A 26,240-nucleotide genomic window follows, 5' to 3' on the forward strand; every position below is an offset into this window, starting at 1 on the left:
TACACGCAGCCGGCCGGCTGCAGAGTGACCCGGCAGCCGCGCCCGCGTGCCGCGCGGGCGGAGAAGCGAACGAGGAGAAGAAGTGAGCGTCACGGCAGCGAAGGGATTCACGGCGGCGGGCATCGCGGCCGGGATCAAGGAGAGCGGCAACCCGGACCTGGCCCTCGTGGTCAACAACGGGCCGCGTCGCGCCGCCGCGGGCGTCTTCACCTCCAACCGCGTCAAGGCCGCGCCCGTCCTGTGGTCCGAGCAGGTCCTCAAGGGCGGTGAGGTCACCGCGGTCGTTCTCAACTCCGGCGGCGCCAACGCCTGTACGGGCCCGCAGGGTTTCCAGGACACCCACGCCACCGCGGAGAAGGTGGCCGACGTCCTCGGCCACAGCGCCGGCGAGGTCGCGGTGGCCTCCACCGGCCTCATCGGTCTACTGCTGCCGATGGACAAGCTGCTGCCCGGCATCGAGAAGGCCGCGGCTCAGCTCGGGGAGCACGGTGGCGAGAAGGCGGCCATCGCGATCAAGACGACCGACACCGTGCACAAGACCGCCGTGTACGAGGGCGAGGGCTGGAGCGTCGGCGGGATGGCGAAGGGCGCGGGCATGCTCGCGCCGGGCCTCGCCACCATGCTCGTGGTCCTGACCACCGACGCCGACCTCGACAGCTCCACACTCGACACGGCGCTGCGGGACGCGACCCGGCTCACCTTCGACCGCATCGACTCCGACGGCTGTATGTCCACGAACGACACCGTGCTGCTGCTGGCATCCGGCGCGTCCGGGACGGCGCCGGAGTACGACGCGTTCGCCGAGGGAGTGCGCACGGTCTGCGGCGACCTGGCCCGTCAGCTCATCGGTGACGCCGAGGGCGCCTCCAAGGACATCCGTATCGAGGTCACCGGTGCCGCCACCGAGGACGACGCCGTCGAGGTCGGCCGGTCCATCGCCCGCAACAACCTGCTCAAGTGCGCCATCCACGGCGAGGACCCGAACTGGGGCCGGGTGCTCTCGGCGATCGGCACCACGCGCGCCGCGTTCGAGCCCGATCGGCTGAACGTCGCCATCAACGGCGTGTGGGTCTGCAAGAACGGCGGAGTCGGCGAGGACCGCGACCTCGTCGACATGCGCTACCGCGAGGTGCGGATCACCGCCGACCTCTCCGCCGGCTCCGAGTCCGCCGTCATCTGGGCCAACGACCTGACGGCCGACTACGTCCACGAGAACAGCGCGTACTCGTCATGAGCACCCGCAAGCACACCGCGCTGCCGAAGGCGCAGATCCTCATCGAGGCCCTGCCCTGGCTGACCCGGCACAACGGCAAGATCGTCGTCGTGAAGTTCGGCGGCAACGCGATGGTCGACGAGGACCTCAAGGCGGCCTTCGCCCAGGACGTCGTCTTTCTGCGGCAGGCCGGCCTCAAACCGGTCGTCGTGCACGGCGGCGGCCCCCAGATCAACGCCCAGCTCGACCGGCACGGGCTGGTCAGCGAGTTCAAGGCGGGTCTGCGGGTCACCACGCCGGAGGCGATGGACGTCGTACGGATGGTCCTGTCCGGCCAGGTCCAGCGCGAGCTCGTCGGACTGCTGAACCAGCACGGCCCGCTCGCCGTCGGCCTCACCGGCGAGGACGCGCACACCATCACCGCCACCAAGCACCGGCCCACGATCGACGGCGAACTGGTCGACATCGGCCGCGTCGGGGAGATCACCGCGATCGACACCGGCGCGATCGAGGCCCTCCTCGCAGACGGCCGGATCCCGGTCGTCTCCTCGATCGCCCGCTCACAGGACGACGGACATGTCTACAACGTCAATGCTGATACGGCGGCTGCGGCACTCGCTGCGGCGCTGGGTGCCGAAACGCTGATGGTCCTCACCGACGTCGAGGGCCTGTACGAGGACTGGCCCAACAGCGACGAGGTGATCAGCAGACTCACCGCCGGTCAGCTGGAGAAGCTGCTGCCGGAGCTCGCGAGCGGCATGGTCCCCAAGATGGAGGGCTGCCTGTTCGCCGTACGCAACGGCGTCAACACCGCACGCGTCATCGACGGCCGGGTGCCGCACTCGATCCTGCTGGAGATCTTCACCGACTCGGGCATCGGCACGATGGTCGTGCCCGACGGACAGGGGGAACCATGACCAACCAGGAACTCGCCCAGCGGTGGCGGGACGTGATGACCGACAACTACGGCACGCCCCAGCTGTCGCTGGTCCGCGGTGAGGGCGCCACCGTCTGGGACGCCGACGGCACGGCGTACACCGACTTCGTCGGCGGCATCGCCGTCAACGCGCTCGGCCACGCGCACCCCGCCGTCGTGGAGGCCGTGACCCGGCAGATCTCCTCGCTCGGCCATGTCTCCAACCTCTACTCCGCCGAGCCTCCGCTCGCGCTCGCCGAACGCCTCATCCAGCTCTTCGGGCGTCCCGGACGCGTCTTCTTCTGCAACTCCGGCGCAGAGGCCAACGAAGCCGCTTTCAAGATCGGCCGCCTGACGGGCCGTCAGCACATGGTCGCCACCGACGGCGGCTTCCACGGCCGGACCATGGGCTCCCTCGCGCTGACCGGCCAGCCGGGCAAGCGTGAGCCGTTCCTGCCGCTGCCGGGCGATGTCACCCATGTCCCGTACGGCGACGCGGACGCGCTGCGGGCCGCCGTCACCGAGGAGACCGCGCTCGTCGTCATCGAGCCGATCCAGGGCGAGAACGGCGTGGTCGTACCGCCCAAGGGATATCTGGAGGCCGCCCGGGAGATCACCCGGGCCACCGGAACGCTGCTCGTCCTCGACGAGGTCCAGACCGGCATCGGGCGCACTGGCCACTGGTTCGAGCACCAGGCCCACCAGGGCGTCGAGCCGGACGTCGTCACCCTCGCCAAGGGGCTCGGCGGAGGGCTGCCGCTCGGGGCGACCGTGGTCTTCGGTGAGGCCGCGGACCTGCTGAAGCCCGGTCATCACGGCACGACCTTCGGCGGGAACCCGGTCTCCTGCGCCGCGGGTCTCGCGGTGCTGAACACGCTGGCCGCCGACGGAGTACTTGACGAGGTCAAGCGCCTCGGCGAGAGGATCCGTGACGGAATCGAGGGCTCCGCCGACCGGCCGGGCCATCCTCTGATCTCCCATGTCCGTGGTGCGGGCCTGTTGCTGGGTATCGTGCTCAACGAGCCCCTCGCGCCACAGGTGCAGCAGGCGGCTCAGAGCGCCGGCTTCCTGGTGAACGCCCCGGCCCCCGATGTCGTACGGCTGATGCCGCCCCTGACCATCGGCGAGGCCGATGTGGACGCGTTCATCCGGGCGTTGCCCGGTGTTCTCGACGCGGCAGGCGGGGAAGGACGATCCGGAGAATGAGACGACGATGAGCGATGCGCAGGACACCGAGCACGGCGGGCCGGCCGTGCCGCAGACCCGTACGGCCCGCCACCGCCGGATCGTGGACATCCTCAACCGGCAGCCGGTGCGCTCGCAGAGCCAGCTCGCCAAGCTCCTCGCCGACAACGGGCTGAGCGTCACCCAGGCGACGCTCTCCCGGGACCTCGACGAGCTCGGCGCCGTGAAGATCCGCAACACGGGCGGTGAGTTGATCTACGCGGTGCCCAGCGAGGGCGGCTTCCGTACGCCGCACGTGCCGCTGGGGGAGTCGGCGAAGGAGGAGCGGATGCGCCGCCTCTCCGGTGAACTGCTCATCTCGGCGGAGGCGTCGGCCAATCTCGTCGTCCTGCGCACACCCCCCGGGGCGGCCCAGTTCCTCGCCTCGGCCATCGACCAGGCCGAACTGCGCGACATCCTCGGCACCATCGCGGGTGACGACACCCTGCTGCTGATCAGCCGTGACCCGCTCGGCGGCCAGGCGCTCGCCGACCATCTGCTGCGCCTGGCCCAGAACGACCGCTGACGGGCCCCGGTCGGGGCCCGTCGGGCGGGTGGCCACATCGTCAGGCGGCCGACTGCGTCGTCAGGCCGGCAACTGCGCCGAGTGGCGGGCGAATCCGCTGGTCTGCCAGGTGCTGCCGTCGGCGAGGACCGCGAACGCCTCGGTGCCCGTGAGGTCCTCCAGCCAGCCGCGGGCCCGGTCGCCCATCGCGTACGCGGCGGTCGCCCGGGCGTCCGCCTCCGTCAGGCCCGGGCAGACGACCGTCATCGAGGCGATGCCGTCCGCGGGGGGCCGCCGGGTGTGCGGGTCGAGGATGTGGCAGCCGCGCTCGGCCGGGCCGGACGTGGCGACGGCCAGACCGTCCTCGGCCTCGATCACGGTGACGAGCTCGCCGGGGTGCAGCGGGTCCGACACCCCCACCCGCCAGGGACCGCCGTGCAGTTGGATGTCACCGCCGCCGTTGAGGCAGACCGCATCGGCGCCGGAGGAGGCGAGCATCCGGACCGCGCACTCCACCGCCCAGCCCTTGACCACGCCGGTCGGATCGAGGCCGCCGGCATAGCGCGCGGTGAACCAGCCGTCGCTCTCGCGCTCGGCGTCCTCGCACAGCCGGAAGACCTCGGCGACCTCCGTGACGCAGTCGTCTATCGTGATCTCGCGCCGGGCCAGCCGGCTGATCTGGCTGTCCTCGCGGTACGTCGAGAAGATCTCGTCGACGCGGTGCAGACCGGCCACGGCGGCCGCGAGCCCGGCACGCACCCGAGGGGAGTCGGCGGCGGCCATCCGGATGTCGAACGAGAAGACCGTGCCCATCGAGTGCTCGACATGACGCAGTCGCGTCCCGCCGGACATCACAGGCCCGCCTTGTCGATGGCGCTCTGGAGGGAGGTGATGTAGCCCTTGCTGGTGTAGCTGGCGCCGGAGACGGCGTCGATGCCGGCGCTCTGCGCCGTGACCGCGGCCTGGTTGAGCTTGGGTACGGCGTTGGCGGCGATCTGGCGGCTGTTGGCGTCGCTGTTCGGTGCCTTCACCGCGTCCGCCGCGGTGATCCTGCCGCCGCTGACCGTGATCTTGACCTGCACCGGGCCGTACTGCGTGTCGGCCACGTCGCCGAGCACGGTCTTCGGCGCCGCGTCGCCGGCTCCCGCACCGGAGCCGGGGTCCGCGCCCGCGCCGGGGTCGGCACCCGCTCCCGGGTCCTCGCCGGCTCCCGGGTCCTTGCCGGCTCCCGGGTCCGCCGCGGGCGGCGGTGCCGCCGCTTCGCCGCTTCCCGTACCGCCCGAGGCCCCCGCGCCCGGGGCGGCCGCCCCGGCCTTGTCCAGCGCGCTCTGGAGGGATGTGATGTAGCCCTTGCTGGTGTAGCTGGCGCCGGAGACGGCGTCGATGTCGGCGCTCTGGGCCGCCATCACCGCCTGGTTGAGCTTGGGGATGGCGCTGGCGGCGATCTGCCGGCTGTTGGCGTCGGCGTCGGGCGCCTTCACCGCCTGGGCGCCGGTGATTCTGCCGCCGCTGAGGGTCAGCTGGACCTGGACGTCGCCGTACTGCGTACCGGCGGCGTCCCCGAGCACCGTCTGCCCGCCGGCGGCCGACGCCGAACCGCCCGGAGGTACCTGGGAACCGGCGGACGCCTCGGCCACCGTGGTGCCCGGCTGCTTCAGAGCGAGCAGCAGCACGACGCCGGACGCCGTGGCGGCGATGCCGATCATGACCCGGCGCAGCGGGTGTTTCCTCTTCACGGACGGCCTCACATCTCGAAGGACTCGTGGTGGATCCGGCGGGACGGCACTCCGGCTTCACGCAGTGCCTGGTAGGACTCCTCGGCGAGACCGGGCGGTCCGCAGAGGTACACGTCGTGACTGTCGATGTCGGGCAGTACTTCCTTCAGCCGCTCGGCGGTGATCTCGGGCCGGGCTCCGTCCGGACCGTTCACGGCGTACATCAACTGAGCGTCGCGGTTGCGGGCGATCTCCTTGAGTTCGCTCCACAGCGCCAGGTCCTGGGTCTTGCTGGCCCGGTAGAGCAGCGTCAGGTCCCCCGGCCCGCCGGGCAGCGTCTCGAAAAGCGCCCGCAGCGGGGTGATTCCGGCGCCGCCCGCGATCAGCAGCACCTTGTTGCGGCTGCGCCGGCCGGCGGTCATCGCGCCGTACGGACCCTCCGCCCAGACCCGGGTCCCCGGCTCCAGCCGGGACAGCGCCGTGCTGTGCCTGCCGACGGCCTTGACGGTGATCCGCATCAGATTGGGCCGGGGCGGGGCCGAGAGCGAGTACGGATTGGCGCTCCAGCGCAGGCCCTTGGTGAGGAAGCGCCAGCGGAAGAACTGCCCCGCCTCGGCGCCGAGCCGGTGCAGCCGGCGGCCGCTGATCAGCACGGAGACCACCCCGGGGGCCTCGTCCACGGTCGACTCGACCCGCATGCGGTGCCAGAGGTTCAGCCGGACCGGCGCCAGCACGCGGTACCAGAGCAGCAGGGCGCCGACGGTCCCGTACAGGGCGTACCAGACGGTGCGGGCCGTGGAGTCGGCGACGAACTCGGCCCCGGTGGAGAGTTGGTGCCAGAAGGTCAGATACACCGCGACATACGTCAGCAGGTGCAGGTAGTACCAGGTCTCGTACGCCATCTTCCGGCGCACCATGCCGGCCGAGACGAAGCCGATGAAGAGCAGGAGACCGGTACCGATCGTCGCCTTGATCATCTCGGGGAAGTCGACGACGACGGTGACGGTCTGCTCGACCACACCCGTGTCGGCCTGCACGGAGTAGCCCCACACGGTCATCACGACATGCGTGACGATCAGGCAGATCGCGTAGCGGCCGCTCATCGCGTGCCATCGCGTCACCCTGTCGGAACCCACCCGCCGCTCCAGCGCGGGAACGCGCGCCATCAGCAGGACCACCAGCGCGATCATGTATCCGCCGAGCAGACCGGTGAGCCGGCCGGCCCCGACCAGCCACTCGGCGGTGTCCATGTGCACCACGGCCGTGTTCTGCCACCACAGGGACAGCACGGCCGCCGCCCCCACCCACGCGATGGCCAACAACACCACCGCCGGGTCACGCTGGGGCCGGATCGCCCGCATGGTCTGGCGTCTGGCGGCCCGACCGTTCTGCAACATCGTCACGACTGCTCCTCGGCTGCGCCTCGTTCGCGTACCTGGATACGGATGCGGAGCGGCGGGAGTTCAACCGGTGGGGTTCCGGGTTCTGCCGTGACGCGGGCGCGGGCGTGGGTAACGTGTGGGGGCCGTGCGTCCGGTGACGGTCCCGGGCGGCGGCCGGACCGGACCGGGGCCGGGGCGCCGGCGCTGCCGTCCGCGCCCCTGCCTCGGACGATGTCCTGCGTCAGACGGTGTCCGTACGGGCCGCGAGAGGCAGCGGCAGCGCCGGCAGCCCGTCCAGGCTCACCCCCACGTGGTCCTTCTTCGCGCAGTAGGCGGCGAACTCCTCGTCCGTCTTCCGGCCGAAGTGCTCCGCGTGCTGGGTGCGCTCCTCGCGGTAGTCCATGAAGGGCACCGCGAAGCCGCATGCGTCGCTGATACGGCGGGCGTGGACGACCACGATCGCGCGGGCGGACGGCCCGTCGACCTCCGCGAAGTGGCCGATGTAGTCGGACCAGCGGGGATCGTCGCGGAAGACCGCCTCCCCGGTCCCGTGCACCCGCAGCACCTTGGGCGGGCCGGAGAACGCGCACCACATCAGCGTGATCCGGCCGTTCCCCTCCTCCCGCAGATGGGCGACGGTCTCGGCGCCGCTGCCGCCGAAGTCCAGATAGGCGAGGGTCTGCTCGTCGATGACCACGAGGCTGCCGCTGCGGCCCTTGGGGGAGAGGTTGACGTGCCCGTCCCCGGCCAGGGGCGCCGTGGCGGTGAAGAACACCGGCTGCTGCTCGATGAAGGTGCGGATACGGCCGTCGATACGTGCGTAGCGCTGTCCCATACGGAGGATCATCCGCCGGCGGACGGCTCCGAGCGGCCGAGTCCGAGGTGTGAACGCACCCTCTCCCGTACGTAGTTGCTCATCAGAGCCGCACTGCGGTCCACCAGCTCCCCGACCTCGGGGTCGTGACGCGGCAGTCGTGGGTCCGGGTAGGGGAACAGGCATATCAGCGCCAGTTCCCCGCCCCTGCGGCGCAGTGTGGCGTCCTCGTCGGCCAGCAGGTCCACGGCGGCCCGCAGCGCGGCCGTCCCGCCCTGCGCACTGAGCAGCCGGAAGGCCGCGATCCGTGAGGCCCGCGCCCGCCCGGGAGCCAGCCGTTCGCGCAGCCAGGCCTCGGGGAGGGTGCCGGCGGACGGCAGGAGGGCCAGTGACGCCTCCCGTACGACGCCTGGGTGGGGGTCGTCGAGCAGATCCCGCATCAACTGCGTCCGGGTCGCGTCGAGCAGGCGAAGTCCCGCCAGTGCCCTGGCCCGTACGGCGCCGTCCGGGTGCCGGGCCAGGGTCGTCAGCGGGTCGGCGTCGGCGTTGTCCCCGCACTCGGCCAGCCCGATCGCGGCGCCGGGGGTCACGGTCGCCGGGTCGGCGCACAGACCGCGGTAGACCGCGTGCGGATCGGTCCCGCTCTGCCGCAGGGCCCAGCGTGCGCAGGCCCGTACGAGCCCCGACCGGTCGGTCAGCCAGGATGCCGCGTCGGCGCCGCGGCCCGTGCGGTGCAGCGACGTGACACCGGCCGACCGTACGGAGGGCAGCCGGCTGCCGAGCAGCACGGCGACGACCTCGTCGTGGTCCGCCGCGTCCATGGTGGCGACGGCGGCATCGGCCCAGCGCCCGGCGAGCGCCGTGTCCCGCTCGACGGCGGCCCGACCGGCCAGTTCCACCGCGCCCAGGGCATGCGCATCCAGCAGAATGCCGGCGGCCAGCCGTCGCGTGGCCCGGTCGCCGCTTTCCAGCAGCCGGGCGGTGACTGCGTACGGCTGCCCCCTCAGTGCCTCCTCGAACCGGTCCCGTGCCCACCGGCCCTGCTCACGCCCGCCGAGCCGCAGTACGAGCGGGGTCAGGGTGCGCAGTACGGTCCCGGGATCGCATGCCAGGGCGGCCGACAGCAGATCGCGCGCGGTCTCCCTGACGGGCTCGGCCCAGTCCGCGCACCGGATCGCGACCAGGGGCAGCAGGGCGGTGTCGCCGGCGGCCTCGACGAGCGCGGCTCGGCGGCGCCGGCCGTCCCCGTGACAGAGCGCGATCTCGGGCCTGGCGTGTGCGGCGTCGTCGGTGCCGTAGCCGTTCCGGCCGGATGATCGCACACCGAGGTCGAGCGCGAGCCAGGCGGCCGGGTCCTCACCGTTCCATGCGTCGGCCGGGCGAGCCCCGCCGGCCAGGCGCGCCGCCGCCCTCTGCCCGGCGCTCACGTCCACCGCTTCCATGGCCCCTCCCCAGGTCCGTTGCCTGGAGAGTAGGGGGCCGCCGGCGCTGGGGCATCTTGATTACCGCAGGTCAGGGGCGAGGGGTGGAACCTCTTTGACAAAACATACGGTGCCTTGCATAGTTATACCCATCACCGAATGCATCGTAAGGAGAAACCCGTGACCGAGCGCGTCGTACTCGCCTACTCAGGCGGTCTGGACACCTCCGTCGCCATCGGCTGGATCGCCGAGGAGACGGGCGCCGAGGTCATCGCCGTTGCCGTGGACGTCGGCCAGGGCGGCGAGGACCTGGACGTCATCCGCAAGCGCGCGCTCGCCTGCGGTGCTGTGGAAGCCGAGGTCGCCGACGCGAAGGACGAGTTCGCCGAGGAGTACTGCCTCCCGGCGATCAAGGCCAACGCCCTCTACATGGACCGCTACCCGCTGGTCTCCGCCCTCTCCCGGCCGACGATCGTCAAGCACCTCGTCGCCGCCGCCAAGAAGCACGGCGCCACCACGGTCGCCCACGGCTGCACCGGCAAGGGCAACGACCAGGTGCGGTTCGAGGCCGGCATCGTCGCCCTCGCCCCCGAGCTGAAGTGCATCGCCCCGGTCCGTGACTACGCGATGACCCGGGACAAGGCGATCGCCTTCTGCGAGGACAAGCAGCTCCCGATCGCGACCACCAAGAAGTCGCCGTACTCCATCGACCAGAACGTCTTCGGGCGGGCCGTCGAGACCGGCTTCCTGGAGGACATCTGGAACGGTCCGATCGAGGACATCTACGAGTACACCTCCAACCCCGCCGAGCAGCGTGAGGCCGACGAGGTCGTCATCTCCTTCAAGGAGGGCGTCCCGGTCGCGATCGACGGCAAGCCCGTCTCCGTCCTCCAGGCCATCCAGCAGCTCAACGAGCGGGCCGGCGGCCAGGGCATCGGCCGGATCGACATGGTCGAGGACCGGCTCGTGGGCATCAAGTCCCGTGAGGTGTACGAGGCCCCGGGCGCGATCGCGCTGATCACCGCGCACCAGGAGCTCGAGAACGTCACGGTCGAGCGCGAGCTGGCCCGGTACAAGCGGCAGGTCGAGCAGCGCTGGGGCGAGCTCGTCTACGACGGCCTGTGGTTCTCCCCCCTCAAGCGCGCCCTGGACGGCTTCATCAACGAGGCCAACCAGCACGTGACGGGCGACATCCGGATGACGCTGCACGGCGGCCGCGCCGTCGTCACCGGCCGGAAGTCCACGGAGTCGCTGTACGACTTCAACCTCGCCACCTACGACTCGGGCGACACGTTCGACCAGTCGAAGGCGCAGGGCTTCATCGAACTCTTCGGACTCTCCGCGAAGATCGCCGCCAAGCGCGACCTCGCCTGATTCCCTGATTCCCCGTGCACGCGACAGCTGCCTCCCCGTACCTCCGCGGCGGGGAGGCAGTGGTTCATCCATCCTCCTGAGGAGCTTCAGCTGTGAGCAGCAACAACGGTGACGTCCGGCTCTGGGGCGGCCGGTTCGCCGACGGCCCGGCAGAGGCGCTGGCGAAGCTGTCCGCGTCGGTGCACTTCGACTGGCGCCTCGCGCCCTACGACATCGCCGGCTCCCGCGCGCACGCCCGGGTGCTCCACAAGGCGGGGCTGCTCACCGAGGACGAGCTGACGCGCATGCTCGCGGGGCTCGACCAGCTGGAGACGGACGTCGCGGACGGTTCGTTCGTCGGCACCATCGCCGACGAGGACGTCCACACCGCGCTGGAGCGGGGGCTGCTGGAGCGGCTCGGCCCCGACCTCGGCGGCAAGCTGCGGGCCGGCCGCTCCCGCAACGACCAGGTCGCGACGCTCTTCCGGATGTACCTGCGCGACCACGCCCGGATCATCGGCGGCCTCGTCGCCGAGCTCCAGGACGCGCTGGTGGGCCTCGCCGAGGCGCATCCCGAGGTCGCGATGCCCGGCCGTACGCACCTTCAGCACGCCCAGCCCGTGCTGTTCGCCCACCACGTCCTCGCCCATGTGCAGTCGCTCTCCCGGGACGCGGAGAGGCTGCGGCAGTGGGACAAGCGGACGGCCGTGTCCCCGTATGGTTCGGGCGCCCTCGCCGGGTCCTCGCTCGGGCTCGACCCGGAGGCGGTGGCGAAGGACCTCGGCTTCGAGAACGGTTCCGCCGGCAACTCGATCGACGGCACGGCATCGCGTGACTTCGTGGCGGAGTTCGCCTTCATCACCGCGATGATCGGCGTGAACCTCTCGCGCATCGCGGAGGAGATCATCATCTGGAACACGAAGGAGTTCTCCTTCGTCACGCTCCACGACGCCTTCTCCACCGGCTCGTCGATCATGCCGCAGAAGAAGAACCCGGACATCGCGGAGCTGGCGCGCGGCAAGTCGGGGCGCCTCATCGGCAACCTCACGGGCCTGCTGGCGACGCTCAAGGCGCTGCCGCTCGCGTACAACCGCGACCTCCAGGAGGACAAGGAGCCGGTCTTCGACTCCTGCGACCAGCTGGAGGTCCTGCTCCCCGCCTTCACCGGCATGATGGCCACGCTCACGGTGAACCGGGAGCGGATGGAGGAACTGGCCCCGGCGGGCTTCTCGCTGGCGACGGACATCGCGGAGTGGCTGGTCCGGCAGGGCGTGCCGTTCCGGGTGGCGCACGAGGTCGCGGGTGAGTGCGTGAAGGAGTGCGAGCAGCAGGGGATCGAACTGGACCAGCTGACCGACGAGCAGTTCGCGAAGATCTCGGAGCATCTGACGCCGGAGGTGCGCGGTGTGCTGAACGTCCCGGGGGCGCTGGCGTCGAGGAACGGGCGCGGCGGTACGGCGCCGTCGGCGGTGGCCACGCAGCTGTCCGAGGTGAAGGCGGACCTGGTGATCCAGCACGCGTGGGCGCGGGCGAAGGGCTGACCACCTCGCGTCGGGCGGACGGGCGGTCGGGCGGTCGCGCGGCCGGGCGTTCGGGCGGCCGGGCTGGACAGCCGGCCGCCCGACGCGCACGGGCCGGTCCGCGGTCAGTCGATCTGCTCGCAGATGTCGGTCCTCGTGCCGTGGGCCATGGTGACCGTCTTGTGGCCGGTCGCGCTGATGTCCATGGTGTAGAGCCCGTCGACGACGTACAGACTGCGGGGCAGATTGCCGCTCCCTTCCCCGACGCCGACCAGCACCGGGCCCAGGACGGACCAGAACTGGGAGCCGTCGGTGCGGTGGTCGACAAGCGCCGTGCCGCTCACGTCGGCGTCATAGAAGTCACCGGTCCCGGTGTTCGTGACCCGGACGACCAGATCTCCCTTGTACGCCACGCGCTTCGCCGCGCCGTCCGGGTACCGCTCGACAACGCGCCGGACCACCTCGTCGACCAGCGGTTCGCCGTGGACCGGGAAGTCGCAGCGCACGCCCGCGGCGAGATCGAACGGCGGGGACGGCGCCGGCTCCCAGCCGGGGGCGGTCTCCGCCGCCGACGCGACCGCCGCCGGGCACAGCAGCGCAGTGGCAAGCGCCGTCAGGGCAAGGGCGGTTCGTCGCACGGCAACAGCAGTTCGCATGGTCACTCCGTGAGCTCGGTGAGATCCGCGAGGAAGCGGGATCGGGACCCGGCCACCTTCTCCCCGGCCGCTGACCACACTCTCACCACCGTCGAAAGACGTCTGGGCGGCGCCGAACCGCCCGGCTAGGCTCCGCGGTTCATGGAGTTCCAGCTGCTCGGGCCGTTCGAGGCCCGTCACGAAGGACAGCGGGTCCTGGTGGCCGGCCGTCGCCAGGAACGCTGTCTGCTGGCGATCCTGCTGCTGGAGGCGGGCGCCGTGGTGACCACCGACCGGCTCATCGACCTCCTGTGGGACGGTGTCGCGCCCGCGTCCGCACGCGGCACCGTGCACACGTACATCGGACGGCTGCGGGCCGCGCTCGTGCCGTACGGGCTGCGCCTCGACACCCGTCACGACGGCTACGCCGTCGAGCCGGACACCCACGTCGTCGACGCCCGTGAGTTCGTCCGTCTCGTCCGCGAGGCCACCGCCACGGGGGACCCCGCCCAGCGGGTGCGTCTGCACGACCGGGCGCTCGCGCTCTGGCGGGGCCCGCTGCTCGCCGACGTCGCCGGGCCCCGGTTGCGCGAGCGCATCGGCGGCTCGCTCGGCGACCTGCGGCTGTCCGCACTGGAGCAGCGGGCCGAGGCCCAGCTGGCGATGGGCCTGCACGAGAGCGTGGTGGCCGATCTGGCGCTGCCGGCCGCGGAGCACCCGGATCGCGAACGGCTCGTCGCGGCCCGGATGACCGCCCTGTACCGCGGCGGCCGCCAGGCCGATGCCCTCGCGCTGTACCGCGGCACCCGCCGGTTCCTGGTCGCCGAGCTCGGCGTCGAACCGGGCACCGGGCTGCGCACCCTGCACGACCGTATGCTCCGGGCCGATCCCCGTCTGGACCGTCCGCCCGCGCCCGTCCACGCGGTACGCGTGAACGAGGAATGGCTGCCGTGGAACACGAGCGGTCATCCGGCACTGGAGTTCTGCAACACCTACGCCGGCTGGGGCGGGCCGGAGCTTCCCGGCTCGGAGTGGCTGCGCGGCTATTCGACCCTCGCCGTCTGGGCCGGACATCTGGACCTGGCCGAGGACCGGCTCGTCTCCCGGCTGCTGGAACAGGCGCGCCGCCGTCCGGCCGAGGCGGTCGCGGCGCTGGAGGAGGCACGGGACTTCCGCGGCCGGCTGTACGCCTGCCTGAGCGCGCCGGACGACGGGCGCGCCTTCACCGCGGTGGCCGCCGTGGCCGAGGAGGCCGCCAGGGCCTCGGTGTTCGTCCGCGGTGAGGACGGTCTGGGCCGCTGGCGGCTCCCTCCCGGCGCCGGGCTGCGGCTCCCGCTCTGGGCCGTCGCCCGCAGCGCCGCCGACCTGCTCGCCGACCCCCGCCGGTTCCTGATCCGCGCCTGCCCCGGCGAAGCATGCGGCTGGCTCTTCCTCGACGAGAGCGGCCGCCGCCGGTGGTGCAGCCTCGGCACCTGCGGAAAGGGGCACCCGATCCAGGAATGAGACATTGATGTCTCATATGGTCTATGCTTGTCTCATGACTGTGGATCGTGAGCAGGTACTGCGGACCGCCGCCGGCCTTCTCTCCCGTAAGGCGACGTCCACGATGGACGAGGTCGCCAGGGCCGCCGGTATCGGACGCGCCACCCTGCACCGGCACTTCGCCGGGCGGGAGGCGCTCGTGCGGGCGCTCGAGGACCTCGGGATCCGCGAGTTCGAGGCGGCCCTCGACGCCGCCCGCCTCGCGGAGGGACCGGCTCCCGAGGCGCTGCGCCGGCTCATCGCCGCGACCGAGCCGAGTGCCGGGCTGCTCGCCTTCCTCGTCACCGAGAACCAGCTGTTCGAGGGCGAAGAGGTCAACGAGGGCTGGGCCAGGCTCGACGCCCGGGTCTCGGCGCTGTTCCGCCGCGGCCAGGACGAGGGCGACTTCCGCATCGACCTCACCCCTGCCTGGCTCACCGAGGCGCTGTACGGGCTGATCGGCTCGTGCGCCTGGGCGGTGCAGGACGGCCGGGTCGCCGGCAAGGACTACCAATTCATGATCGCCGAGCTGCTGCTCGGCGGAGCACGACGGAGCGTGGAGAAATGAGCACAACCGACCAGCGGACGACGGCACACGAGACCGTGCGCGCGCCCGGCCGGTGGCTCGCCCTGGCGGTCCTGGTCCTGGCGGTGCTGCTCGTCGCGGTCGACGCCACCGTGCTCGGCCTCGCGACCCCCTACCTCAGCGAGGACCTGAAGCCGTCCGGCACCCAGCTGCTGTGGATCGGCGATGTCTACTCGTTCGTCATCGCCGGTCTGCTCGTCTCCATGGGCAGCCTCGGTGACCGCATCGGACGCAAGAAGCTGCTGCTGACGGGCGCGGTCGCGTTCGGCGCGGTGTCGGTGCTCAACGCCTATGCGTCCAGCCCCGAGATGATGATCCTGGCCCGCGCGCTCCTCGGCATCGCCGGTGCCACGCTGATGCCCTCCACGCTGGCCCTGATCCGCAACATCTTCCACGACCCCAAGGAGCGCAGCGTCGCGGTCGGCATCTGGGGCGCCGCCGCGTCGGCGGGCGCCGCGGTCGGGCCCGTCGTCGGTGGGTTCCTGCTGGAGCACTTCTGGTGGGGCTCGGTCTTCCTCATCAATCTGCCGGTCATGGCGGTGCTGGTGGTCGTCGGCGTCAAGCTGCTCCCCGAGTCGCGCAACCCCGACCCCGGCCCCTGGGACCTCATCAGCGTCGCCCTCTCGCTGATCGGCATCGTCGCCGTCGTGTACGCCGTCAAGGAAGCGACCGTGCACGGCCTGCGCCCGGACACGTGCGGGGCCGCGGTCATCGGCATCACGGCGCTCGTCTGGTTCGTACGACGGCAGTTGACGCTGCCCTCGCCGCTTCTGGACGTACGCCTCTTCCACCACAAGGGCTTCTCCGGAGCGGTGCTGGCGGATCTGCTGACCATTCTCGGACTGTCCGGACTGGTGTTCTTCCTCTCGCAGTTCCTCCAGCTCGTCCAGGGGCGCTCGCCCCTGGAGGCCGGGCTCATCGAACTGCCCGCGGCGATCGGAGCGGTGGGCGCCGGTCTGCTCGCCGGCTACGCGGCACGCCGCGCTTCCGTGCGCAGCGCCGTCTCGACGGGCCTGGCGGCCGTGGGTCTGGCCCTCGCGGCCTGCACCCTGCTGACGGCCGACACCTCCGCGCTGATGCTCGGGGTGGCCCTGTTCGTCGGTGGACTGGGTGCGGGACTCGCGTTCACCGTGACCGCGGACGTCATCCTGTCCACGGTGCCCAAGGAGCAGGCGGGCGCCGCGTCGGCCGTCTCCGAGACGGCGTACGAACTGGGTGCGGCGCTCGGCATCGCCCTGCTGGGCACCGTCGTGACGGGCGTATACCGGGACTTCACGGTCCCGCAGGGTGTACCGGCCGGTGCGGCGGAAGCGGCCCGGGACTCGCTCGGCGGCGCGGTGGAGGTGGCCGAGGGCCTGCCCGCGCACCAGGGCGAGGCGCTGCTCTCCTCGGTGCAGAACGCGTTCACGGAGGGGTTCCACGTGGCGGGCGCGGTGGGCTCGGCCGTGCTGTTCGCGACGGCGATCGCGGCGTGGTTCCTGCTGCGCGGCCAGCGCCTCGAAAGCGGCCTGGAGCACTGACGCACGACGGACCGCGTGCGGCGCTGACGCACGACGACCGCGTGCGGAGCTGACGTACGGCGGCGGCGTGGAGCACTGACGTACGGCGAAGGGCCGGGACCCTCATCAGGTCCCGGCCCTTCGCTTTGCGTCGTGCGGGCAGTCGGCTCAGCCGGTCAACGGCCCCGTACCGCGGAGCGGTTCGTCAGCGCCTCGGCGGGCCTACGCCGCCTTCGCCTTCGTGGCGTACATGTCCACGTACTCCTGGCCCGACAGCTCCATGACCTCGGTCATCACCGAGTCCGTCACCGCCCGCAGCACATAGCGGTCGCGGTCCATGCCCTCGTAGCGGGAGAACTCCATCGGCTCACCGAAGCGGATCGTCACCCGGCCCGGGCGCGGCAGGCCCGCGCCGCCCGGCTGGAGCTTGTCCGTGCCGATCACCGCGAACGGGACCACCGGCGCGCCGGTCATCAGCGTGAGCCGGGCGATGCCGGTGCGGCCCCGGTACAGCCGGCCGTCGGGGGAGCGGGTGCCCTCGGGGTAGATGCCGAAGATCCTGCCCTCCTCAAGCACGCGCCGTCCGGTCATCAGGGCCGCCACTCCGCCGTTGGCGCCGTCGCGGTCGACGGGGATCATCCCGCAGCCCGTGAAGAACCAGGCCATGGCCCGGCCCTTGAGTCCCTTGCCCGTCACGTACTCGTCCTTGCCGATGAAGTACACCGGACGGGCGCACACCAACGGCAGGATCATCGAGTCGATGAACGTCAGGTGGTTGCCGGCGAGAATGACAGGACCGGTGCCCGGAATGTTCTCCGTGCCCTCCACCCGTGGACGGAACATCAGGCGCAGGAAGGGTCCTAGGACGGCCTTGATGAGCGACAAGCGGGACAACGGGTCCTCCGGTCTCAGGGACGGACGGTAGCGGACGGCCAAGTCTGTGCAGGTGAGGACGATACTCGCGGCTTGTCCCCACCGCACATCGGGTTCACGGAGCGGATACGCAGTGTTGACGTGTGTTTCCGGCGCGTTCGTCCAGGGTCTGCCGTATGTAAGGCGTAGCTGCCTACGATCGGGCGACTCTCGACAGGTGCGGGACATCACATGGAGGTACCTCGATGACGCAGGGTTCGGACGGAAGCCCGGCTCGCCGGACTGTTCTCGGAGCGGCGGTACTCGGCACGGCAGCCCTCGGTGTCGGCGCCACCGCCACGCCGTCCGGGGCTGCCGAACGGCACGGCGGTCACGGCGGATACAAGGACCTGCCGTACCCGACGGTCATCGCCCACCGCGGTGCCAGTGGTTACCGGCCCGAGCACACGCTCGGCTCGTACCAGCTGGCGCTCGACATGGGCGCGCACGTCATCGAGCAGGACCTGGTGCCCACCAAGGACGGCCATCTCGTATGCCGTCACGAGAACGACATCACGGGTACCACGGATGTGGCGAACCATCCCGAATTCGCCGCGCGGAAAACGACGAAGAGTGTCGACGGGGTGAGCCTCACGGGCTGGTTCACCGAGGACTTCACGCTCGCCGAGCTCAAGACGCTCCGTGCGAAGGAGCGGATTCCGGCCGTCCGGCAGGAGAACACGCTCTACGACGGCCGCTGGACCGTGCCCTCCTTCGAGGAGGTGCTGCGCTGGGCCGAGACCGAGGGCCGTCGTCGTGGCCGGCCGGTGTGGCTGCACGTCGAGACCAAGCACCCCACGTACTTCCGGGGCATCGGCCTCGGGCTGGAGGAGCGGCTCGCCAAGCTGCTGCGCCGCTACGGGCGCGACCGCCGCAACTCGCCCGTGTTCCTCCAGTCGTTCGAGCCGAGCAGCATGCAGCGGATGGCGAAGCTCGTCGACTCGCCGCGCGTGGTGCTGTTCGACGCCGCGAACACCCGTCCCTGGGACTTCGTGACGGCGGGGGACCCGCGCACGGTCGCCGATCTCGTCAAGCCCGAGGGCCTGAAGTGGATCGCGTCGTTCGCCCAGGGCATCGGCCCGTGGGTCGACCTCATCATCCCGAGGGACGCCAACGGCAAGCTGACGAAGACGACGACGCTGGTGCGGGACGCCCACGCCAAGGGCCTGATCCTGCACCCGTACACCATGCGGAACGAGAACAGCTTCCTGCCCGCCGACTTCCGGCGCGGCAGCGACCCGAACGCCTACGGCGACGCGTTCGGCGCGTTCAAGGTCTACTTCGAGACCGGCATCGACGGCATCTTCACCGACAACGCCGACACCGGACTGCTGGCCGCCGCGGACTTCCGCGGCTGACCCGGGGAGCCGGCCTGCCCCTGCGTACGGCGGGGGCAGGCCCTGTCCGCCCGTACGGGTGACCGCGCGCCCGCGGGGCAACCGTCGCCCCTGTGGGACACGTCCCGCCGGGCATGACGCTTCTCGATGACTCCGCGGCTGATGTCGTCAGCGCCCTGCGTCCGTTGGTGAGCGCGGAGGCGACGGCCGAGGCCCTCGGTGCGGCGATGGACGCGGGCGATCTGGAACAGGCCGTGTGGGTGCGGCTGTTCGAACAACTCGACGGCGACGGCCCGCCGCCGGACGCGGCCCGCTGGGTCAGGTCCGCGGTACGGGCCGAGGCGCGGCGCGCCCGGCGCACGGCAGCGCGGGAGCGTCCGTACGGCACCGAGTTCTCGGCCGATCCGGCCGATCCGGCCGATCCGGCCGATCCGGCCGGCGGACCGGAACGGGCGGCGCTGCGCGCCGAACGCCGCCGCACTCTGCGGGCGGCCGTGGCCCGCACTCCCGGGAACTGCCCGCGCCTGCTGACTGCGATGTTGTCGCCCGAGGACCCCACCTACCGGGAAATCGCAGGGGAGTTGGGTATCTCACAAGGAAGTCTGGGGCCGATGCGTTCCCGTTGCCTGGGATGCCTGCGCAGAATGCTCACGACAGAGGTTGCGGCTCCTGAACATGGGGGAAAGGAGCGGTAGACAACCGGCGGACAGGTGAGCGGGAGGCGTGCGCACATGGGCATGAGCGTGACCATCTCAGCGGCGAGAGCACAGGACGCGGAGCAGATCCTCAAGCTGCAGTATCTGTGCTACCAGGCCGAGGCCGAGCTCTACGGGGACTACGGCATCGAGCCTCTCACCCAGTCACTCGACGATCTGCGGGCCGAGATCGACCAGGGCCACGCCCTGGTGGCCAGGCTCGGTGACGAGGTGATCGCCTCCGTGCGCGGCCGGGTCGACGAGGAGGGGACGGCCCGGATCGCCAAACTCATCGTGCACCCGCGGATGCAGCGCCACGGTCTCGGCGGCAGGTTGCTCGACGCGATCGAGAAGGGCTTCGCCGCGGAGCCCGCGGCCAAGCGCTTCCAGCTGTTCACCGGTCACCGCAGCGAGAGCAACCTGCGGCTCTACCGCAGCCGTGGATACGTACAGGTCTCCAGCGAGCAGGTGGGCCCGCGACTCACGCTGGTCACGCTCCAGAAGGAAGCGGCCGCACGGGAGTTCGTCGCCAGCGCATAGTGCCCGGACAGCCCGCGTAGGCCGTGCCCACGGCAACCACTTCCTACGCGGGCTGCCTGCGTGAGCGGCGCAGCCACAGCATTCCGGTGATCGGCAGCAGCACCGGAATGAAGAGATAGCCCATGCCGTACTCCGACCAGACCGTCGAGTCGGGGAAGGCGGACGGATCCAGCACGGTCCAGGTACCGACGATCAGGACACCCGCGAGCTCGGCGGCGCAGCACACCAGCGCCGCCCTGCGGGCCTTCTCCCCGCCGCGGACCAGGGTGTAGGTGATGAACGCGTACACCACGGCTGCGACGGCGGAGAGCACATGCGCCAGCGGGGCGCTGCCGAAGTCGGTGAGGATCTGGTACACCGAGCGCGACACCGCGCCGACGGACATCACGCCGTACAGCCACACCAGCAGCAGTCCGGGGCCCTGGACGAGCCTGGTCCGCTCCTGTCGGCCGTTCTTCTCGCCGGTGACGGGCTCGGCCATCGTCAGCCTCCCCAGATGTCGTAGAGCCGTACTTCGAGTACCGCGAGGACCACGGCCCCGGCCGCGACGGTCGCCGAGCCCCAGCGGGTCCGCTCCGTCAGCGACAGGAACCCGGCGGCCGGGACCGAGAGGAACGAGCCGATGAGATACGCGACGAAGATCGTGTTGCCCTCGTGCGCCTCCTGCCCGCGCGCCAGTTGCACGATGCCCACCACCAGCTGCGCCAGCGCGAGGACGGTCACCACGGCCATGCCGATGAAGTGCCAGTCCTTGGTCGGCTGATCGCGATAGGCGGCGAAGCCGCACCAGGCGGCGAGAGCGAGCGCGGTCACGGCGACCGCGACCGTCAGGGCGTCAAGCATGGCCCGAGCGTATTACGGGCCAAAAGGCCCGATGCGAGCGGCCCCGGTGCGCCCCGTAGGGTCGGGAGCATGAAGATCCCCGCCGAAGCCCTGCTGTTCGACAACGACGGAACCCTCGTCTCCTCGATGGAGTCGGTGTACCGCTGCTGGACCCGTTGGGCGCGGGAGTACGGCATCACCGCGGAGGACTTCGCCCGCGTCGAGCTGCACGGCCGTCCCGCCGTGGAGATAGCCGCCGACCTGCTGCCCGCCGCGGTCGTCCCCGAGGCCGTGGCCCGTATCGAGCAGCTGGAGGTGGAGGACGTGGCCGGGGGAGTCGTGCTCCTGCCCGGCACCGCCGAGCTCCTGGACAGCCTGCCCGCCGACCGCTGGGCCGTCGTCACCTCCGCGACGCGGCGGCTGGCCGAGGCCCGGCTCGAAGAGGTCGGCATCCGCCCGAAGAACCTCATCGCCGCCGACGACATCACCCGGGGGAAGCCCGATCCGGAGCCCTTCCTGCTCGGCGCGCGCCGGCTCGGGGTGCGACCGGAGGGCTGTGTGGTCTTCGAGGACGCCCCGGCGGGACTGGCAGCGGGGCGGGCCGCAGGCATGCGAACCGTGGCCTTGACCACAACGCACCCGGCGACCGAGCTGTCGGCCGATGTCGTCGTCCGTGATCTCTCGGCGGTGTCTGCGCAGGTCAGCGGTGCCGGCCTGGAGATCACCGCAGCGGAGTGACTCCGTCCATTTCCCGTATCAGGGCTGTCCGCTATTCGGACAGCTGAGATCGTCCGCCGTGCCGGTCTGGTTTACTTGCCGCCATGACCACGACGAGCAGCCGCACCCTTGCGACCGAGGCGATCACGACGCCCGGTGCTCGTTGTATGTGTCGAATGTGCGCCTTCTGAGGGCCCCTGCCGTTGTTTCGCGCCCCGAAGTGAGACCGCAGACGCCGCGTCCATAGCCATGGACCACGCCTGCCCCCGCGCACTTTTCCCGTTCCGTGCCCCGGAACGAATCCGTGCCGCTTTCCGAATGTGAATGCCCCGTGCCCGGCGACACCCCTGCCGTGCACTCGACAGTGACGGACATCCCTGTGATCACCACTACGGGCCTGACCAAGGTCTACCGCTCGCGAGGACGCGAGGTCACCGCCCTGGACGGCGTCGATCTCCACGTCGAGGAGGGCGAGGTGTACGGCGTCATCGGCCAGAGCGGCGCCGGCAAGTCCTCGCTCATCCGCTGCGTGAACCTCCTGGAGCGTCCCACCGCCGGCACCGTGACCGTGGCCGGCGAAGACCTCACCGCTCTCGCCGGCCGCGGACCGCGGGCGGGCAAACAGCTGCGCGAAGCCCGCAGCCGTATCGGCATGGTCTTCCAGCACTTCAACCTGCTGTCCTCGCGCACCGTGCAGGACAACGTGGAACTGCCGCTGGAGATCCTCGGCATCTCCGGCCGGGAACGCTCCCGCAAGGCGCTCGAACTCCTCGACCTCGTCGGTCTCGCCGACAAGGCCAAGGCCTACCCGAGCCAGCTCTCGGGCGGCCAGAAGCAGCGGGTCGGCATCGCCCGGGCCCTCGCCGGCGACCCCAAGGTGCTGCTCTCCGACGAGGCCACCAGCGCGCTCGACCCGGAGACCACCCGCTCCATCCTTCATCTGCTGCGCGACCTCAACCGCCAGCTGGGCCTGACGGTCCTGCTCATCACCCACGAGATGGACGTCGTCAAGACGGTCTGCGACTCCGCCGCCCTGATGGAACAGGGCCGCATCATCGAGTCCGGCACCGTCAGCGAGCTGCTCGCCACCCCGGGCTCCGAGCTCGCCGCCGCACTCTTCCCGGTCAGCGGAGACGCCTCGGGCCTCGACCGCACGGTCGTCGACGTCACCTTCCACGGTGAGGCCGCGACCCGTCCGGTGATCTCGCAGCTCTCCCGTACGTACAACATCGACATCTCGATCCTCGGCGCCGCGATGGACACCGTCGCGGGCCGGCAGGTCGGCCGGATGCGCATCGAACTGCCCGGCCGGTTCGAGGAGAACGTCGTACCGATCGGATTCCTGCGCGAGCAGGGCCTCCAGGTCGAGGTGGCCGACGAGGCCGTTACGGCCGAGCTTGTGAAGGACGGTGCCAAGTGACCTGGTCGGAGATGCAGCCCCTGCTGGAGCAGGCCTGTTGGGACACCCTCTACATGGTGGGCTGGTCCACCCTCATCGCCGTGGTCGGCGGACTGCCGCTCGGTGTCGTCCTCGTCCTCACGGACCGCGGCGGCCTGCTCAGCAGCTCCCTGCTGAACAAGGTGATCGGCCAGATCGTGAACGTCACGCGCTCGATGCCGTTCATCATCCTCATGGTCGCGCTGATGCCCTTCACCAAGGCGCTGACCGGCACCACCATCGGCCGGGAGGGCGCCATCGTGCCCCTGGCCATCGGTGCCATCCCGTTCTTCGCCCGGCTCGTGGAGACGGCCGTCCGTGAGGTCGACGGCGGGCTGGTCGAGGCCGTGCAGTCGATGGGCGGCAGCACCTGGACGGTCGTCCGCAAGGTGCTCGTGCCCGAGTCGCTGCCGTCGCTGATCTCCAGTGCCACCACGACGATCGTCGCGCTCATCGGCTACTCGGCGATGGCCGGAACGGTCGGCGCGGGCGGACTCGGCGACATCGCCATCCGCTACGGCTACCAGCGCTTCGAGACCGAACTGATGTGGATCACGGTGGCCATCCTCGCCGTCGTCATCTCCCTCATCCAGTTCGCCGGCGACTACGCGGCCCGCGGTCTGCACCAGCGCGGACGCGGCAGCTCGGCACCCCGGCTGCGGATCCTCAAGCCCGCCACCGCGACCGCGGAACCCACCAAGACTTCCTGACCCCCCTTGACCCCACCAGGGTCGTACCACCCATGGAGAAAGGCACTTTTCGTGCGTAACACCGCCAAGATCACCACCGCCGTCCTGGCCGCCGGAGCCCTCACCCTCGGGCTCTCCGGCTGCGGCTCCGACTCCGGTTCCTCCGCCGACGCCGACGCTCCGCTCGTCGTCGCCGCGAGCTCCGTCCCGCACGCCGAGATCCTGAACTACGTGAAGGACAACCTCGCCGCGAAGGACGGCCTCAAGCTGGAGGTCAAGGAGTTCACCGACTACGTGACGCCGAACACGGCCACCGAGAGCGGTGAGGTGGGTGCCAACTACTTCCAGCACAAGCCGTACCTCGACGACTTCAACAAGAAGAACGGCACGCACATCGTGCCCGTCGCCACGGTGCACCTGGAGCCCCTCGGCCTGTACTCCAACAAGGTCAAGAAGATCGCCGACCTGAAGAACGGCGCCACGGTCGCACTGCCGAACGACACCACCAACGAGGCGCGCGCCCTCAAGCTGCTCGCCCTCAACGGCGTCATCAAGCTCAAGGCCGGCGCGGGCAACGACGCGACGCCCAAGGACATCGCCGAGAACCCCAAGAAGATCCAGTTCAAGGAGATCGAGGCCGCCCAGGTGCCGCGCTCGCTCGACGACGTCGACGCCGCCGTGATCAACGGCAACTACGCCGTCGAGTCCAAGCTCAGCCCCAAGGACGACTCCCTCGTCCTCGAGTCCGCCAAGGGCAACCCGTACGGCAACTTCCTCGCGGTCAAGAAGGGCAACGAGAAGGACCCGCGCGTGGTGAAGCTCGCCAAGCTGCTGAAGTCGCCCGAGGTGAAGAAGTTCATCGAGGACACGTACGAGGGCTCCGTGGTCCCGGCCGTCTGACCGGCCCGTACGACCACCACAGCCCGTACGACACGACAGGGAGCACACCATGCGCAAGCGGGCCATCGCGGCCGTCGCCGCGACCGGGGCACTCGCCCTGGCGCTGACGGCGTGCGGTTCGGGACCGGGCAAGGGCGGCGGTGACGCCAAGACCCTCGTCGTCGGCGCCACCGCCGTGCCGGCCGGTGAGGTACTCGACTTCATTGCCAAGGACCTCGCCGAGAAGCAGGGCCTGGACCTCCAGGTCAAGGAGTTCACGGACTACGTCCTGCCCAACACCGCACTCGCGGAAGGGCAGCTGGACGCGAACCTCTACCAGAACGCCCCGTTCCTGGAGAACTTCAACACGACGAAGGGCACCGATCTCGTCCCCGTCACCGAGGCGTATCTGCCCCCGATGGGGGTGTACGCCGGGAAGCTCGACGACATCGCCGAGCTTCCCGCGGGTGCGACCGTCGCCGTGCCGAACGAGACCACCAACGAGGGCCGTGCGCTCCTGCTGCTGGCCTCCAGGGGAATCATCACGCTCAAGGAGGGGGCCGGCGTCACCGCCGGCCCCGCGGACATCACGTCCAACCCGAAGAAGCTGAAGTTCAAGGAACTGGAGCCGGCGCAGCTGCCGCGTGTCCTCGGTGACGTGGACGCGGCGGTGATCAACAGCAACTACGCGCTCGACGCGGGGCTCGACCCCAAGAAGGACGCCGTGCTGCTGGAGAGCGCCGAGGGCAACAAGTACGCCAACGTCCTCGCCGTGAAGAAGGGCGACGAGGACGATCCGCGGGTGAAGAAGCTCATCACGCTGCTGCACTCGCCCGAGGTGAAGAAGTTCATCCAGGACACCTACAAGGGCTCCGTCCTGCCGCCCGCCGCGGGCTAGTACCGCTCCCGACGATGTGTGCCGGCGAGGCACCGGGGTCTGTCGTTCGGATCAGGCCGGGTCCCGGATGGGGGCAGGCATGTCCGGCAGCCGTCCCTGAGCCGGGATCTCAGGCCGTCGCGAGCCCCCCGGGCCCCGCACCCCCTCACGGGGGTGCGGGGCCCGTCGGCATTCCCGCCCGGTGCTCAAGTCCGGGACCCTGTGGTGCAGTTCCGGCGCGTCATGCTGCATGCTGGGCTTTTCAGCAGGCCCCTGGTTACGGAGCGCGCATGACTACCACCTTCCCGGACGTGTCCATCAGCACGGAGCGGTTGGTGCTGCGCCCCTTCGAAGAGGCCGACATCCCGGCGCTCACCGAGATGATGAACGACGAGATGGTCACGGCCTGGACGTCGGTGCCCCAGCCGTACACCACGACGGACGCCGAGCGCTGGGTGCGCAGGATCGCTCCTTCGGAACGCACACAGGGCCGCGGGATCGCCCTGGCCGTCACCGAATTCCTCACCCAGCGGCTCGTCGGCATGGTGCACCTGCGGAACACCGACTGGCGCACGCTCGCCACCGAGGTCGCCTACGTCACCGCTCCCTGGGCGCGCGGCGAGGGATACGCCACCGAATCCGTCCTGGCCATCGCCCAGTGGCTGTTCCGCGTGCAGCGCTTCGAACGCATGGAGCTGCGCACCCCCGCCGACAACACCGCCTCCCAGCAGGTCGCCCAGAAGATCGGCTGCATCAGCGAGGGCGTCCTGCGGAACGCCTGGATAGCACGGACCCAGACGGCAGACGGCGGCTGGGCCGACATCCGTACCGACCTGATCGTCTGGAGCCTGCTGTCCGAGGACCTCGAAGGCGTCACGGACCAGCTGGCGGACTCCGGCTACGCGTCGTTCACCGACTGGAACTGACCGCCGACTGGAACTGCGCGGGCCCCGGCTGATTCAGTGGGTGCGTACCCCAGGTAGCCTCGGCCTGCCCGTTACGGGCACGCCCTGCACCACTTGCAACACCA

The 26,240-nt window shown here is 70.7% G+C and carries 27 protein-coding genes; 18 read left to right on the forward strand and 9 right to left on the reverse strand.

All coding sequences use genetic code 11. The annotated features are described in order from the left end of the window. Nucleotides 1–82 precede the first annotated feature (82 nt). Genes argJ through ACFWU3_RS17560 form a run of 4 tightly spaced genes read left to right on the forward strand, consistent with a single transcriptional unit; the run spans nucleotide 83 to nucleotide 3,879 of the window. Nucleotides 83–1,234, forward strand: coding sequence for a bifunctional glutamate N-acetyltransferase/amino-acid acetyltransferase ArgJ (argJ, locus tag ACFWU3_RS17545; RefSeq protein WP_384437718.1), 1,152 nt, complete (start codon nucleotides 83–85; stop codon nucleotides 1,232–1,234). Then, the gene (gene argB, locus ACFWU3_RS17550) at nucleotides 1,231–2,130 is read left to right on the forward strand and encodes an acetylglutamate kinase (RefSeq protein ID WP_313947389.1); all 900 of its coding nucleotides are present in this window, start codon (nucleotides 1,231–1,233) and stop codon (nucleotides 2,128–2,130) included. Before argJ ends, argB begins: the two co-directional genes overlap by 4 nt. Next, nucleotides 2,127–3,335, forward strand: a complete 1,209-nt coding sequence (locus ACFWU3_RS17555) for an acetylornithine transaminase (protein WP_384437721.1) — start codon at nucleotides 2,127–2,129, stop codon at nucleotides 3,333–3,335. Before argB ends, ACFWU3_RS17555 begins: the two co-directional genes overlap by 4 nt. 7 nt (nucleotides 3,336–3,342) lie before the next feature. Then, nucleotides 3,343–3,879, forward strand: coding sequence for an arginine repressor (locus tag ACFWU3_RS17560; RefSeq protein WP_313947391.1), 537 nt, complete (start codon nucleotides 3,343–3,345; stop codon nucleotides 3,877–3,879). 60 nt (nucleotides 3,880–3,939) lie between these two features. Here the strand turns inward: ACFWU3_RS17560 and ACFWU3_RS17565 are convergent, their stop codons facing one another. The 5 genes from ACFWU3_RS17565 to ACFWU3_RS17585 all read right to left on the reverse strand — a co-directional run bounded on the left by ACFWU3_RS17565 (nucleotide 3,940) and on the right by ACFWU3_RS17585 (nucleotide 9,211). Continuing rightward, a complete protein-coding gene (locus ACFWU3_RS17565) occupies nucleotides 3,940–4,710 on the reverse strand; it encodes an FAD:protein FMN transferase (protein WP_384437724.1) in 771 nt (256 codons plus the stop codon). After that, nucleotides 4,710–5,594: an FMN-binding protein gene (locus ACFWU3_RS17570; RefSeq protein WP_384437726.1), complete on the reverse strand. Its 885-nt coding sequence runs from the start codon at nucleotides 5,592–5,594 to the stop codon at nucleotides 4,710–4,712. Before ACFWU3_RS17570 ends, ACFWU3_RS17565 begins: the two co-directional genes overlap by 1 nt. 8 nt (nucleotides 5,595–5,602) lie before the next feature. Then, complete coding sequence (locus tag ACFWU3_RS17575; RefSeq protein ID WP_384437795.1) at nucleotides 5,603–6,970, reverse strand: ferric reductase-like transmembrane domain-containing protein; 1,368 nt, start codon at nucleotides 6,968–6,970, stop codon at nucleotides 5,603–5,605. Between the two features lie 226 nt (nucleotides 6,971–7,196). Continuing rightward, on the reverse strand, nucleotides 7,197–7,790 hold the full coding sequence (locus tag ACFWU3_RS17580) for a pyridoxamine 5'-phosphate oxidase family protein (protein ID WP_384437729.1): 594 nt from the start codon (nucleotides 7,788–7,790) through the stop codon (nucleotides 7,197–7,199). Between the two features lie 8 nt (nucleotides 7,791–7,798). Next, a complete protein-coding gene (locus tag ACFWU3_RS17585) occupies nucleotides 7,799–9,211 on the reverse strand; it encodes a hypothetical protein (protein ID WP_384437732.1) in 1,413 nt (470 codons plus the stop codon). A 159-nt stretch (nucleotides 9,212–9,370) separates the two neighbouring features. Between ACFWU3_RS17585 and ACFWU3_RS17590 the strand changes: the two genes are divergently transcribed. After that, nucleotides 9,371–10,564 carry an argininosuccinate synthase gene (locus ACFWU3_RS17590; RefSeq protein ID WP_327685163.1) on the forward strand — a complete coding sequence of 398 codons (1,194 nt, stop codon included), beginning with the start codon at nucleotides 9,371–9,373 and terminating at the stop codon, nucleotides 10,562–10,564. A 92-nt stretch (nucleotides 10,565–10,656) separates the two neighbouring features. After that, nucleotides 10,657–12,084 (forward strand): argininosuccinate lyase, encoded by a 1,428-nt coding sequence (gene argH / locus ACFWU3_RS17595; RefSeq protein ID WP_384437735.1) that lies wholly within the window; start codon nucleotides 10,657–10,659, stop codon nucleotides 12,082–12,084. A gap of 104 nt (nucleotides 12,085–12,188) precedes the next feature. Here the strand turns inward: argH and ACFWU3_RS17600 are convergent, their stop codons facing one another. Further along, nucleotides 12,189–12,719 carry a hypothetical protein gene (locus tag ACFWU3_RS17600; protein WP_384437738.1) on the reverse strand — a complete coding sequence of 177 codons (531 nt, stop codon included), beginning with the start codon at nucleotides 12,717–12,719 and terminating at the stop codon, nucleotides 12,189–12,191. A 141-nt stretch (nucleotides 12,720–12,860) separates the two neighbouring features. On the opposite strand from ACFWU3_RS17600, the gene ACFWU3_RS17605 reads away from it, so the two are divergent. From ACFWU3_RS17605 to ACFWU3_RS17615, 3 genes are read left to right on the forward strand one after another with little or no spacing between them, the layout of a single operon-like run. Beyond that, nucleotides 12,861–14,201 carry a BTAD domain-containing putative transcriptional regulator gene (locus tag ACFWU3_RS17605; protein WP_384437741.1) on the forward strand — a complete coding sequence of 447 codons (1,341 nt, stop codon included), beginning with the start codon at nucleotides 12,861–12,863 and terminating at the stop codon, nucleotides 14,199–14,201. A 34-nt stretch (nucleotides 14,202–14,235) separates the two neighbouring features. Then, nucleotides 14,236–14,787 carry a TetR/AcrR family transcriptional regulator gene (locus tag ACFWU3_RS17610; RefSeq protein ID WP_384437744.1) on the forward strand — a complete coding sequence of 184 codons (552 nt, stop codon included), beginning with the start codon at nucleotides 14,236–14,238 and terminating at the stop codon, nucleotides 14,785–14,787. Continuing rightward, complete coding sequence (locus ACFWU3_RS17615) at nucleotides 14,784–16,325, forward strand: MFS transporter (RefSeq protein ID WP_384437747.1); 1,542 nt, start codon at nucleotides 14,784–14,786, stop codon at nucleotides 16,323–16,325. Before ACFWU3_RS17610 ends, ACFWU3_RS17615 begins: the two co-directional genes overlap by 4 nt. 201 nt (nucleotides 16,326–16,526) lie before the next feature. On the opposite strand, the gene ACFWU3_RS17620 is transcribed toward ACFWU3_RS17615, so the two are convergent. Further along, complete coding sequence (locus ACFWU3_RS17620; RefSeq protein WP_384437749.1) at nucleotides 16,527–17,189, reverse strand: lysophospholipid acyltransferase family protein; 663 nt, start codon at nucleotides 17,187–17,189, stop codon at nucleotides 16,527–16,529. 233 nt (nucleotides 17,190–17,422) lie between these two features. On the opposite strand from ACFWU3_RS17620, the gene ACFWU3_RS17625 reads away from it, so the two are divergent. The 3 genes from ACFWU3_RS17625 (at nucleotide 17,423) to ACFWU3_RS17635 (ending at nucleotide 19,788) form a co-directional block, all read left to right on the forward strand. Beyond that, nucleotides 17,423–18,574, forward strand: a complete 1,152-nt coding sequence (locus ACFWU3_RS17625) for a glycerophosphodiester phosphodiesterase (RefSeq protein ID WP_384437752.1) — start codon at nucleotides 17,423–17,425, stop codon at nucleotides 18,572–18,574. Nucleotides 18,575–18,687: 113 nt separating this feature from the next. Beyond that, nucleotides 18,688–19,248 carry a sigma-70 family RNA polymerase sigma factor gene (locus tag ACFWU3_RS17630; RefSeq protein ID WP_384437755.1) on the forward strand — a complete coding sequence of 187 codons (561 nt, stop codon included), beginning with the start codon at nucleotides 18,688–18,690 and terminating at the stop codon, nucleotides 19,246–19,248. Nucleotides 19,249–19,284: 36 nt separating this feature from the next. Next, on the forward strand, nucleotides 19,285–19,788 hold the full coding sequence (locus ACFWU3_RS17635; RefSeq protein ID WP_313947404.1) for a GNAT family N-acetyltransferase: 504 nt from the start codon (nucleotides 19,285–19,287) through the stop codon (nucleotides 19,786–19,788). Between the two features lie 43 nt (nucleotides 19,789–19,831). On the opposite strand, the gene ACFWU3_RS17640 is transcribed toward ACFWU3_RS17635, so the two are convergent. Beyond that, complete coding sequence (locus tag ACFWU3_RS17640) at nucleotides 19,832–20,269, reverse strand: hypothetical protein (RefSeq protein WP_384437758.1); 438 nt, start codon at nucleotides 20,267–20,269, stop codon at nucleotides 19,832–19,834. A gap of 2 nt (nucleotides 20,270–20,271) precedes the next feature. Then, on the reverse strand, nucleotides 20,272–20,631 hold the full coding sequence (locus ACFWU3_RS17645) for a hypothetical protein (RefSeq protein ID WP_313947406.1): 360 nt from the start codon (nucleotides 20,629–20,631) through the stop codon (nucleotides 20,272–20,274). A 69-nt stretch (nucleotides 20,632–20,700) separates the two neighbouring features. Here ACFWU3_RS17645 and ACFWU3_RS17650 point away from each other — a divergent pair, with 69 nt between their 5' ends. The 6 genes from ACFWU3_RS17650 (at nucleotide 20,701) to ACFWU3_RS17675 (ending at nucleotide 26,136) form a co-directional block, all read left to right on the forward strand. Then, nucleotides 20,701–21,348: an HAD-IA family hydrolase gene (locus tag ACFWU3_RS17650; protein WP_384437761.1), complete on the forward strand. Its 648-nt coding sequence runs from the start codon at nucleotides 20,701–20,703 to the stop codon at nucleotides 21,346–21,348. Between the two features lie 358 nt (nucleotides 21,349–21,706). Further along, nucleotides 21,707–22,747: a methionine ABC transporter ATP-binding protein gene (locus tag ACFWU3_RS17655; RefSeq protein ID WP_384437764.1), complete on the forward strand. Its 1,041-nt coding sequence runs from the start codon at nucleotides 21,707–21,709 to the stop codon at nucleotides 22,745–22,747. Next, on the forward strand, nucleotides 22,744–23,475 hold the full coding sequence (locus ACFWU3_RS17660; RefSeq protein WP_313947409.1) for a methionine ABC transporter permease: 732 nt from the start codon (nucleotides 22,744–22,746) through the stop codon (nucleotides 23,473–23,475). Before ACFWU3_RS17655 ends, ACFWU3_RS17660 begins: the two co-directional genes overlap by 4 nt. A gap of 51 nt (nucleotides 23,476–23,526) precedes the next feature. Next, nucleotides 23,527–24,354 carry a MetQ/NlpA family ABC transporter substrate-binding protein gene (locus tag ACFWU3_RS17665; protein ID WP_313947410.1) on the forward strand — a complete coding sequence of 276 codons (828 nt, stop codon included), beginning with the start codon at nucleotides 23,527–23,529 and terminating at the stop codon, nucleotides 24,352–24,354. A gap of 49 nt (nucleotides 24,355–24,403) precedes the next feature. After that, a complete protein-coding gene (locus ACFWU3_RS17670) occupies nucleotides 24,404–25,231 on the forward strand; it encodes a MetQ/NlpA family ABC transporter substrate-binding protein (RefSeq protein WP_384437768.1) in 828 nt (275 codons plus the stop codon). 269 nt (nucleotides 25,232–25,500) lie between these two features. Continuing rightward, nucleotides 25,501–26,136: a GNAT family N-acetyltransferase gene (locus ACFWU3_RS17675; protein ID WP_340472128.1), complete on the forward strand. Its 636-nt coding sequence runs from the start codon at nucleotides 25,501–25,503 to the stop codon at nucleotides 26,134–26,136. The last annotated feature ends 104 nt before the right edge of the window (nucleotides 26,137–26,240 follow it).

Origin of the sequence: Streptomyces sp. NPDC058685, assembly GCF_042714725.1 — a bacterium.
GTDB lineage: Bacteria > Actinomycetota > Actinomycetes > Streptomycetales > Streptomycetaceae > Streptomyces.